General features: G+C 68.9%; 9 protein-coding genes and 1 pseudogene. 4 read left to right on the top strand and 6 right to left on the bottom strand.

Going from position 1 to position 11,047, the window contains the following annotated elements; translation table 11 throughout:
• The 3 genes and pseudogenes from ACIBJF_RS49075 to ACIBJF_RS49085 all read left to right on the top strand — a co-directional run.
• Window positions 1–424: pseudogene (locus tag ACIBJF_RS49075) on the top strand (TetR/AcrR family transcriptional regulator); the annotation flags it as partial.
• A gap of 393 nt (window positions 425–817) precedes the next feature.
• Complete coding sequence (locus ACIBJF_RS49080; RefSeq protein ID WP_399184390.1) at window positions 818–2,326, top strand: MFS transporter; 1,509 nt, start codon at window positions 818–820, stop codon at window positions 2,324–2,326.
• Window positions 2,327–2,446: 120 nt separating this feature from the next.
• Window positions 2,447–3,043: a TetR/AcrR family transcriptional regulator gene (locus ACIBJF_RS49085; protein WP_399184391.1), complete on the top strand. Its 597-nt coding sequence runs from the start codon at window positions 2,447–2,449 to the stop codon at window positions 3,041–3,043.
• Between the two features lie 271 nt (window positions 3,044–3,314).
• Here ACIBJF_RS49085 and ACIBJF_RS49090 read toward each other — a convergent pair whose 3' ends face one another.
• Window positions 3,315–4,142 (bottom strand): IclR family transcriptional regulator, encoded by an 828-nt coding sequence (locus ACIBJF_RS49090; protein ID WP_399184392.1) that lies wholly within the window; start codon window positions 4,140–4,142, stop codon window positions 3,315–3,317.
• 89 nt (window positions 4,143–4,231) lie between these two features.
• Here ACIBJF_RS49090 and ACIBJF_RS49095 point away from each other — a divergent pair, with 89 nt between their 5' ends.
• Window positions 4,232–5,191: an amidohydrolase family protein gene (locus ACIBJF_RS49095; RefSeq protein WP_399184393.1), complete on the top strand. Its 960-nt coding sequence runs from the start codon at window positions 4,232–4,234 to the stop codon at window positions 5,189–5,191.
• 336 nt (window positions 5,192–5,527) lie between these two features.
• Here ACIBJF_RS49095 and ACIBJF_RS49100 read toward each other — a convergent pair whose 3' ends face one another.
• The 5 genes from ACIBJF_RS49100 to ACIBJF_RS49120 all read right to left on the bottom strand — a co-directional run bounded on the left by ACIBJF_RS49100 (window position 5,528) and on the right by ACIBJF_RS49120 (window position 10,546).
• Window positions 5,528–7,660: a SpoIIE family protein phosphatase gene (locus tag ACIBJF_RS49100; protein ID WP_399184394.1), complete on the bottom strand. Its 2,133-nt coding sequence runs from the start codon at window positions 7,658–7,660 to the stop codon at window positions 5,528–5,530.
• A 451-nt stretch (window positions 7,661–8,111) separates the two neighbouring features.
• Entirely contained in the window at window positions 8,112–8,537 is a 426-nt protein-coding gene (locus ACIBJF_RS49105; protein ID WP_399184395.1) for an SsgA family sporulation/cell division regulator, read from the bottom strand.
• 558 nt (window positions 8,538–9,095) lie between these two features.
• Window positions 9,096–9,425, bottom strand: coding sequence for an NIPSNAP family protein (locus ACIBJF_RS49110; protein ID WP_399184396.1), 330 nt, complete (start codon window positions 9,423–9,425; stop codon window positions 9,096–9,098).
• A gap of 40 nt (window positions 9,426–9,465) precedes the next feature.
• Window positions 9,466–9,888, bottom strand: coding sequence for an SsgA family sporulation/cell division regulator (locus ACIBJF_RS49115; protein WP_399184397.1), 423 nt, complete (start codon window positions 9,886–9,888; stop codon window positions 9,466–9,468).
• Between the two features lie 244 nt (window positions 9,889–10,132).
• Window positions 10,133–10,546, bottom strand: a complete 414-nt coding sequence (locus ACIBJF_RS49120; protein ID WP_399184398.1) for a hypothetical protein — start codon at window positions 10,544–10,546, stop codon at window positions 10,133–10,135.
• Between the last annotated feature and the right edge of the window lie 501 nt (window positions 10,547–11,047).

Raw genomic sequence — 11,047 nt, forward strand, 5'->3', positions numbered from 1 at the left:
CTTCCGGACCCTGGCGCACCGTCACCCTGAGCTGCTGGCGTACTCGTTCAGCCACCAGCCGGACTTCATCCAGCCCGACGACCCGTTCTGGACCGCCCTCACCGCCATCGTGGCCGCTGCCGGCGTGCCGCAGTCAGAGGTCTCGGAGATCGCCGCGCTGATGATCGCCGTCGTCATCGGCGGCCTCACCGCAGAACTCAACGGCGCACTCCACCAGTGGTCGACCCTCAAGCCCCACGGCCCTGAAGCCGGCGAAGACGGGGCCACGGACGCACACCCTGGCTCTACGGATGCAGCCGTGAAAGGCCCTGACCAGGACCACATGTTCCGCCTCGTGATGGACACGCTGATCACGGGCCTGGAAAGCCGTCTCACCGCCGGTCGTGACGGCTGGCACGCCGGCCATGTGAGCCAGTCAGCCTGAGACGCTGCGCCCCAGGCACTGGCGCCTGAGGCGCGCCCGCAGTCGGGCGATCTCAGGCTGCGACACAGGGGAGCCATCCCGTCACATCGGGTGAGACCGCCCGGCGGGGTGGCTCCACATCCAGCCTCTGCACGGCAGCCGTATGCCGACGCCGAACCGCGAAATGACCACGGTCGTCGGCTTGTTCCTGGTCTCCCTCCTGAGGGGGGAGACCGTCGGCCTCGTCGAGCTGAATCACCCGCGTCATCCGTTCACCGAGGCGGCTACGTCGCCGAGTGCTCCCGCCCGTGAGCACGAAGTGGCGCCCCGTACCGGATGAGCCCTACCCGATCTCTCGATCCGTTCTTTTCTCCCTTCCTCCATCCCCCATCTGCTGTCCGGAGGGCTGCCCCCATGTCCCAGAACGCCACCGTCGCTGCTTGCGGCGCCGAGACCACACCTGAGAATGTGCCCGCCCTGTCGCACCGGCGCCGCTGGTGGATTCTGGTGGTCATTTCCCTGTCGATGCTGATGGGTGTTCTCGACGGCACCATCGTGAACATCGCCCTGCCGTCAGCCCAGCACGACCTGGGCTTCTCGGACGCCGACCGGCAGTGGGTGGTCACCGCCTATGCGCTGGCCTTCGGCAGTCTGCTGCTGCTCGGCGGCCGGGTCGCGGACCTGGTCGGTCAGAAGGTGACCTTCCTGGTGGGTCTGGCCGGCTTCGCAGCCGCCTCCATGGTGGGAGGAGCGGCAAACGGTTTCGCCATGCTCGTCATCGCGCGCGCCGTCCAGGGCCTGTTCGCCGCCCTGCTGGCCCCGTCCGCACTGTCGCTCCTGATGACCACCTTCACCGAACCGCGCGAGCGGGCGAAGGCCTTCACCGTCGCGGGCTCGATCGCCGGTGCCGGCGGAGCCATCGGCCTGATCCTCGGCGGAGTGCTGACCGAGTACCTGGACTGGCGCTGGACCATGTACGTCAACGTGATCTTCGCGGTGGTGGCGTTCGCCGGTGGGGCGGCCCTGCTGCACCGCACCCCGCGTGACACGTCCTCCAAGCTCGACGTCCCCGGCACTCTGCTGGCCTCCATCGGCCTGTTCTGCCTCGTCTACGGGGTCTCGAACGCCGAGACGCACGGCTGGGGCTCGGTGGCGACCTGGGGCATGCTGGCAGTCGGCGTCGTACTGGTGGCCGTCTTCGTGTGGTGGCAGAGCAGGGCGGCGTCTCCGCTGCTGCCCCTGCGGGTCCTGCTGGACCGCAACCGCGGCGCCTCCTTCGCCGCCCTCTTCGTCACCGGCGCGGGCATGTTCGGCGTCTTCCTGTTCCTGACCTACTACCTCCAGCAGAGCCTCGGCTACAGCGCCCTGAACACCGGCTTCGCCTTCCTGCCCCTGATCGTGGCCTCGTCATCCGCCTCCGCCGTGGCGAACAACGTCCTGGTACCGCGCATAGGGCCGAGGCCGGTGGTGCCGCTGGGCATGGCCATTGCGGCCGCCGGGCTCGTCTGGATGACCACGCTGGACCTGAACAGTGGATACGTGACGCAGGTACTGCCCCAGCTGGTGCTCGTCGGCATCGGGCTGGGCACGGTCGTCGCGCCCGCCATGAGCCTGGCGACCTCCGGCGTGGAGGCCGCCGATGCCGGCGTCGCATCGGCCGCAGTCAATACCCTCCAGCAGATAGGCGGTTCCATCGGCATCGCCTTGCTCAGCACCATGGCCTCCGACGCCGCCACCGGCTACCTCTCCGGCCGCAATCCCAAGAACCCCGGCGTGCTGGCTCAGGCCGGCCTGGAGGGCTATTCCACGGCCTACTGGTGGTCGGCGGCCGTCTTCGTCGCCGGCCTGGTCATCACCGCCCTGCTCTACCGCCGGGGTGTGCCCCAGCAGAACGAGAACGCCGCACCTGTCGTGCACATGTAGCGGGACAAGCAGTGCTTTGAGGGCCCACCTTCGAGGTCGGTGAACAGGGTCCTTGCGGCTCCCCTCACCTGCTCAATGGATGTCCCATAGTGACTGCGACTAGGGTTTTATCAGCGGAAGGTGTACCAGGTGGAAGATCGAACAGATCCGCGTCTATTGCGCAGTCGTCAGGCCATGGTCGCGGCGGCCACCGCGTTGCTCACGGAAGGTGGGCTGGAGGCCGTGACACATCAGACGGTTGCGACTCGTGCCGGCGTCGGCAGGGCAACCGTCTACCGGCACTGGCCGAGCCTTCTCGACCTCCGCCTGGCCGCGCTGGAGGCCGGCATGCCTCCTCTCCCTCCGGTACCCGAGGAGCTTCGGGCCGCTTCGGGCAACGATCCGCGAGCGGAGCTCATTTACCGTCTGAACGTGCTCGCCGAGCGTTGGGACGACGAGCAATCGGGGGCCGTCCTTGCCGCGGTCATCGGTGGCTCACGGAACGACGAAGGCATGCGCCACCTCCGGCAGACGCTCATGGTCCAGATCGCCGACGCCCTGCGTCCCGCGGTTACCACAGCCATCGAGCGCGGCCAGCTCCGGCCCGACGTCACCCCCGAGACATTCGCCATGGCCACCGCCGGGCCGCTGTTCTTCGAGCGCTTCTTCGTCGGGAACCACCTGGGGCGCGACACCGTGAACGCCGTCGTGGACGCCGCTTTGCGAGGTTGGTCCTAGGTGTAGCGGCTTGCGGCCGCGAAGCAAGCCAGGCCATCCGTCCGACAAGGTCTCCGCCCCGCAGGTGCGGGCTGCCGTCAGGCTCCCAAAGCCGTGTCGCCTCTGTCCCAGCATGCTTTGCCGCCCCTGTACGCGCCGACGCCACCCTGCGGCCGCTGCGGGATCCCAACGCCGCCGGTGGCTCGACACCTGCAGCAACTGACTTTCCCCAGGGGAGATGTGGCGGAGAGGACTCGGCACAACGACGGCCGGCGCGGCCAGGGTCGGCACGCTACCGGTGCCCGTCCTCGGTTTCCACGGACACGGTCCGACCACTGTCCTCAATGAGACAGCGGGAAATCGCACGGGCCGTCGCGCGCACGGCCGGGCCGTACCCCGGGTTCGGCGAACCGGTGCCGGACGCCACGACCGACAACGCCGCGACCACCTCGCCGCCGTCACGCACCGGCGCGGCCACGGTGCTCACCTGCCAAGGGCGGCTCTGGTGGCCGACAGCGTGATCGCCGCGCCGTACCTCCGCCAGCACACGACGCAGGTCGGCGGAGGAGCGGATGTCGTCGTCGCCGTGCTCCGGCGCGTAGGCGGCGATGGCCTGCTCCTGGACGGCCGGCGGTGCGAAGGCGAGAAGCACCAGCCCTACGCCGGTGGACGTCAGAGGAAGACGGCCCCCCACGCGGTAGCGCACGGGACTCGCATCACGCGCTGACAGCCGCTCGACCAGCAGCGCCTCCCCCTCGTCCCGCACGGCGAGCAGGACATGCTGACGGGTGACGTGGAAGAGGTCCTCCATGAACGGCATCGCCACCGATCGCAGCCCGTGACCGCGCGGGGCCAGGGAAGCGGTCTCCAGCAGCCGCAGACCCACGACGAATCGGCCGTCGTCGAGGCGTTCCAGCGCGCCCACTTTCATCAGAGACCGGGCGAGCCGGAGAGCACTGCTGCGGGGGATGCCGCTTCGCTGTGCGAGGTCGGCAAGCGTCTGCGCACGATGGTCACCGTCGAAGCTGCCGAGCAGGGCGAACGCCCGGTCGATCACCGGTTGTCCCTCAGCCGGCCTGCCGCCGCGTCTCCTGGGCACACCGTCGTCAGCGATCACCATTTCATCCATTGGAATCACCGCTGCCAATGTACGGCACGCTTCCTACGGTGGCTGGCACTGACAGGGACTCCGCCGAAAGGGAGAGCCGTATGATCGCGAGCGGCTTCACCGATGTGCACGCCCACTTCGTGACCGACAGCTATGTGGCGGCGGCTCGAGCCGCAGGTGTCGAACATCCCGACGGGATGCCCGGCTGGCCCGCGTGGAGCGTCGAAGAGCATCTCGACATGATGAAGCGCTCAGGGATCGACAAGTCCTACCTGTCGATCTCCTCGCCCGGAGTGCACTTCGGGGACGACATCGAGGCCCGCGCTCTCGCGCGTGAGGTCAATGAGTTCGGCGCCCGGGTCCGCACGGAGGACCCGCAGCGGTTCGGTCTGTTCGCCTCCCTGCCCCTGCCGGACGTCGAGGGCTCGCTCGCCGAGGCCGCCCACGCGCTCGACGTCCTCGGTGCGGACGGAGTGGTGGTGGAAACCAACCACCATGGCCTCTACCTCGGTGACCCCCGGTTCGAGCCGCTCTGGGAGGAGCTCGACCGCCGCAGCGCCGTCGTCTTCGTTCACCCCACGTCAGCGCCCCACGCCGATGAGCTTGCTCTGGGCCGGCCACGGCCGATGCTGGAGTTCCTCTTCGACACTGCCCGCACTGCGAGCGACCTGCTCCTGCGCGGTGTCCTCGCCCGCCGTCCGCGGATCCGCTGGATCCTGACACACGGCGGAGGTGTGCTGCCGCTGCTCGCCGACCGGATGGAACTCTTCCGCACCCACGTCGGCGGCGGCGCCGTCGACGCGCCGAGCGCCGTCGAGCAACTCGGCCGACTCTGGTACGACATGGCCGGCACGCCATTCCCGCGCCAGGTCCCGGCCTTGGGCGCGGCCTTCGGCACCGAGCGTCTCCTCTATGGCAGCGACTACTGCTGGACGCCCATTGACACGGTGCTCGCTCAGGTGACCTCCATCGACTCCGCGGTGCAGCCGTCCGCCACCCTCACCTGGCGGGACCTCACCACCCGCAATGCCCGCCGCTTGTTCGACACCGGCGCACGGTGACCGCCCGACCTGAAGGAACGGTCGTGAGCGAGTGGGTTTGCCGACCGCGGTCGTCACTGCAGCACCGCGGTCCGGGTTGCTGGGGCGGCTCTGCCGTCAGCCGGTGGAGCTGCGGCTGATCCGCCACAGCGTTCTGGTCTGCGAGGTCACCGACTCCAACAGCGCCCGGCCTTACCGCTCGCTGGGGCTGCCGCCACAGCCAGAGCCGCAAGACGATCTGGTTCGAGCAGCGCATCGAACGTCGTTCCGACTGAGCCCCCGAGCTCCTGGTCGACGCATCCGCTCACCGGAGAGCTCGGTCCGTCGTCGCGCCTACAGGGAATCCCATGCCGGGAATCAAGCGGACTCCTTCCCGCTCAGCTCGGCCCAGACTGTCTTGCCGTGTCGGGCGTGCCGCGTTCCCCAGTGCTCGGCGACCTGAGCGACCAGGAGCAGACCCCGTCCCCCCTCGTCGTAGGTGCGGGCCCGGCGCAGGTGAGGGGTGGTGCTACTCGTGTCGGAGACCTCGCACACGAGGGCACGGTCATGGATCAGGCGCAGCCGTATGGGAGGACGACCGTAGCGGATGGCGTTGGTGACCAGTTCGCTGACGATGAGCCCGGTGGAGAACTCGACCCCCTCCAGGCCCCAGATGCTCAGCTGTTGAGCGACGTTCGACCGCGCCCGGGACACGCAGACGGGGTCAGCGTCCAAGTCCCAGCTGGCGACTTGGCGAGCGCCCAGGACGTGGGTGCGTGCGAGGAGCAGCGCGACATCGTCGTGTGGTCGATCAGCCGCCACCAGGGCTTCGAGCACGGTGTCGCAGGTTGCTTGCAGGGAGGAAGCGGGCTGTGCGAGGGCTTGGCGGAGCAGGGCGATACCCGCTTCGACGTCGTGGTCGCGGCCTTCGATCAGGCCATCGGTGTAGAGGGCAAGGACGCTGCCTTCGGGGAGGTCGAACTCCGCCGCTTCGAACGGAAGGCCACCCAGGCCCAGCGGTGGTCCGGGTGGCAGCTCGAGGAGGTCGGCGGTTCCGTCAAGGCCCACCACGGCGGGCAGCACATGCCCCGCGCGGGCGAGGACGCACTGGCGGGAGACGGGGTCGTAGACGGCGTACAGGCAGGTGGCGCCGATGTCCCCGGCCTCTTCGACGGTCGGGTCTGTGGAGGATTCGGCGGACAGGCGGATGACGACGTCGTCCAGGTGGGTGAGGAGTTCCTCGGGCGGCAGGTCGATGTCGGCCAGGGTGCGGACGGCTGTCCGCAGCCGCCCCATGGTGGCGGCGGCGTGGATGCCGTGTCCGACCACATCGCCCACCACCAGGGCGACGCGGGCTCCGGACAGGGGGATGACGTCGTACCAGTCGCCGCCGACGCCGGCCTGGGCCCCTGCGGGCAGGTAGCGATAAGCGGTCTCCACGGCCGACTGCTGTGCGGTGTGCTGCGGGAGCAGGCTGCGCTGCAGGGTGAGGGCAGTCGCGCGCGCGCGTGTGTAGCGGCGGGCATTGTCGACGGCCACCGCCGCCCTGGCGGCGATCTCCTGCGCGAGGAGCAGGTCCTCGTCGTCGAAGGGGTCGGGGTTGCGGTGCCGGACGAAGTGCGCGACGCCCAGGGTGGAGTCTCGGGCCCGCAGCGGCACCACCAGCGTCGAGTGGGTCCGGTGGTCGTCGGCGTCGCCGGCGTCACGGGGCGCCGGCGGGCCGGTGTGCCGGGAGGGCTGACCGGTGTCGAGGGCGCGAGCCGACGGTGAACCGCGCGGGCTGACGTGAAGCTGCTCCGGTCGGATCGTCAATGCCGGGTCGCCCTCCACCACTGATCGTTGAGCGACCCGCCGGAGCGTCGGAAGGCCGCTCACAGGGCCGTCATTTTCGCGCAGCACGGAGTCGAGCAGGTCGACGGTGACGAGGTCGGCGAAATTCTCGGTGGCGAGGTCCGCCAGCTCCTGGGCTGTGCGGGCGATGTCCAGCGTGGTGCCGATGCGCCTGCCCGCCTCGTTCACCATCGACAGCCGCCACTGCAGCCGCCGGTCCCGTTCCCGCTGGTAGACCGCCACGCCCTGTTCCGACATGCGATCGACGTAACCGGCCATCGTCGCGATCAGCTTGCGCGCCGCCGCACTGATCAACTCGGCGTCGTCGGTCAGCCGGGGCATCTCTTCGAGTAGCCGGTCGAGCATGACACCTTGCCCCAGCCGGAAGGACCGCAGCATCACGCTGACGGGCGTCCCGTGCCGAGCAAGTCGGCGCGCGCGGTCCGGGTCTGCGGCCGGCGTTTCGATCTGGTCCGGCTCGATGCCGTGTACCAGGCCGGCCAACGCCGCGAGAACATGTTCGGTGACGTTCTCTGCCGTCATGCGGGCGACGTCGGGGTCTTCCCAGACCTCGGGGACTCCACGCTGCAGGCACCGCTCGACGTCATGGATCAACTGGTCTGCCCGCAGGCTGACCTCACGCGCGGCACGGGACACGAGAGTGTCCGCAGGGAAGTCCACAAGACGACGTTACGCTGCACCGACGTGTACAGCCCATCAGGGTTCAGGGAGCGGGGCCCAGCGTGCGCACGGTCGGCGTTGATGCCGCTCACCCAAGCGAGAACTGTTCATCGGGCAGCCGCCCGTCCCAGTAGGAGTCCATGAGTCGAGCAGTTCAGCAGGCTCGGCCGGCACTCCGGCTGACCGCTCCGTCCCTGCGGCAGAGCCTGCCGACGAGCGGCGAGCTACGGAGCGCGGGAAGGTGGGCGATGCGACGCAGGTAGCGGGTTGCCGCGTGGCGGCTGGTCTCATCGGGGCGGGTCGGCCGCGGAGTCGCGGCGAACATCCTGACCGAGGCCGGCTTCGGCCCGGCCGCCCTCGACGCCACGACTGCGGACATCCACTCACCATGGCAGTGAACACCGAGGCGCAGACGTCCGTGTGCCTGCCTCAGGTCACACCATGCCAGGACTCACCCTTCGGCGAGGAAGTGCGCCAGCAAGCGGTCGAAGTCGCTGTGGCCGAGCTCGGCCCCCCGGGGCACCACTGCCTCCGTTTCCTGCAGGAACGCCTTGACTTCCTGCGCTGGGGCCTTGAGCAGGGCCGTACCGGACGGCGGGTTGAGAAGGATGTACAAGTCGCGGCAGCCCTCCTCGCCGGTGGGCCATATGCGAACGTCTCCCTCGCCGGCGGGGCCCTCCAGGCCGTCGATCAGCAAATCGCGCCCGATGATCCATTCCACCGGCTCGTCGCTGTCGACATCGGTGGTGAATGCGGTATGGACCACATAGGGATCACTCGGCTCGTACCGCAGATTCATGATCATGGGCAAGGACGTCGCATGCACGCCGACAAGCTTCACAGGCAGCCCCTGGATCACAGTTCTCAATGACTTCATCGGGTCTTACTCCTGGTGCTTCGAGCCATCCGGGGAGGGCCATCGGAAGGGCTGTCGTCGGATTCAAAGGGGCTGCACAGAGACGCGGTTACTGCGAGGACCGGTGGCGGTCGGCACGAGGACACCCGCAGGAGCAGTTCTTCGTGCCGTCGCCAGGGTGCCCGGCCGACGGGAGCAGTCGAGGCCACCACTGCCGGCCGGGGCCATCACGGAGATGTGGCCAACGGTGGTTGCCGGACAAAGGGCGCCCTTTGTCTCAGCGATCGACGCTGAACCGGTTGTGGTGGTAGTGAACCGACTCGTCACGGTCCCCACCTCGACGCCGGCCGCGGTTGCCGAGGCCCGGTCACGCAGGGCAGAGCCGTCCTTGGAGCGGAACGGCACGCTGTCCGAGTCCGAGGAGACGCACATGACCACACAGGTGCCCTGCTCATGGATCGGTATCGATGCCGGCAAGGGCCACCACTGGTGGGTCGCCGGTCGACGACACCGGAACCACCATCGCAGGGTCGCCGGATGCCGGCCCTTCCGGCCGCGTCACTCGTCGCAGGCCGACCGTCAGCGCAAGGGAGAGTCCACGGTGGGCGTCAGCAGGGTCTCGTCGAGGCCGACGATCTGGCTGATGTCGAAGCCCTCCATGTCCGCGCGGAATTCAGGACTCGACAGATACGCCTCCAGCCGCTCCCGCACGTCGTCGGCGTCCTTGTAGGAAACGAGGGCGTACAGCCGGGGAGTGTCGCTTCCCGGCGCCGCGGGCACCGTCCAGACGCCGTGGGTGGTGATCCGGTGCTTGGCCATACCGGGAATGTGCTGGGCCCAGATTTTCTCGTAGGCGGCGAGCGCGTCGGAGCTGCGCAGGGTGTAGACGCGAAGCTGGTACTGGGACATGCCAGTGGTTCCTTTACTTCTGAGCATGGATGGTCGGCGGTCAGTCTCGGGGGAGGAGGTGTGCCAGTTCGGCATCCCAGTCGATGAGTCCGGACTCGGTACCCCGTGGCACCAGAGCCTGGGTGTCCTGCAGGAAGGACGAGATGTCCTGCACGGGGACCTCGAGCAAGGCGGTACCTGCGGAAGACCCGAGGGCGATGTAGATCGACTCGTCACCCCGCCCTGCGGCCGACCAGATCCGGACCTCCGCGTGGCCTGCGGAACCCTCCAGACCGTCAGCCAGAAGATCCCGCCCCAGGACCCATTCGGCCGGCTCGTCGCAGTCGACGAAGAAGGCGGCACGGACGACATAGGGATCAGCGGGCTCGTAGCGCAGACGTACGCAGAGGGGCAACGAGCAGGCGTGCGAGACGACCAGCTGCACGGCAACCCGCCGTTCTACGCCCTTCAAGGACTTCTTCATCGGCTTCCGCTCCCGGGTGTGGCTCGGCGGTGCCTCACACCGGCCTGTGGCGAAGAGGCAGCGCGGGCGGAGGCGGTACAGCAGGGCGCGGGTGCCGGATGGCACCGGCGCACCGCATGAGGAGTGGCGCTGCACTCACTCGGCCTGCGGTCGGGGACGCCGCCCCCCGGCCGCCAGTCGGATCCCCGCCGCCGGCGGAGACAGGGGCGAGCGGATCTGCTTGCGCACATGGCCGATACCCGTCTCACCGGTCGTCGTGGCTCAGGTCATGGTGGTGCCTGCCCCCGCCGTCGTGCTCGCAGCGGTCCCCGTCGTGACGGTAGGACCTGTCGGACGTCCAGCCGTGTCCCTCGCCCTCCCAGCGGTAGAAGTGGCCATCGCGGTAGTAGAGCCCGTCGCAGTCGTGCCGGGTCGAATCGCTGCCGTGGCGGTCCTGGTGCCAGCCGCGGGTCTCGTCGCAGGAGTAGCCCCGCTCGAGCAGGTAGCCGACACCGTGGTCCCAACTGAAATCAGCGGCCACGGCCCCGTCGGTCGAGTGCGGGGCGTGCGTGGACGCAAGGGGCGCGGCCGAAGCGGTGCCACCGGCACCGAGAACGGCAGCACCGGCGACCGCGACGGAGGAGACAGTGAGGGCGATGCGCTTCGCGAGCTTGTTCATGATCTTTCCTTCCCGAGGGGATGATCTGCGCCAACGGCGGTTCTGCCAGGCGATGTATGACGCCCGGTGTGATCCGAGCGAGCAGTTCCATACGCCGTATGGAAGCGCGCTTTCATTGTTACCATACGTCGTATGGAAGTGTCGAAGTGGCGAAGGTAACCGTTGACCGGCTGGCACAAGCGCCAGCAGATGTCGCTCTTCAGCGCGAGCTGCCCGTCGCCGTCCCCTCGGCACGCTGGCCTTCCTCGCCTTGGCCACGGCAGTGTGTGTCCACTCGGCGCAAGCGCCAGGACGCGGTCGGGTTGGCCGGACGGCGGGACGGTGGCCGGAGCGGGGCCTGGTGATCGGTGGCTTCAGCGGCCCGGAGATCGTCCCAGCCCGGGGAGTAAGGGCTCGAAGTCACGGTGACGAGAAGACGCAGATCCAGGCGCTGGACCGGTCGGCCCCGGTGCTGCCGATGATGCCGGGCATGCCCGAGCGCCGTACTCACGACTACGTGCG

Origin of the sequence: Streptomyces sp. NPDC050743 (genome assembly GCF_044456925.1) — a bacterium.
GTDB lineage: Bacteria > Actinomycetota > Actinomycetes > Streptomycetales > Streptomycetaceae > Streptomyces.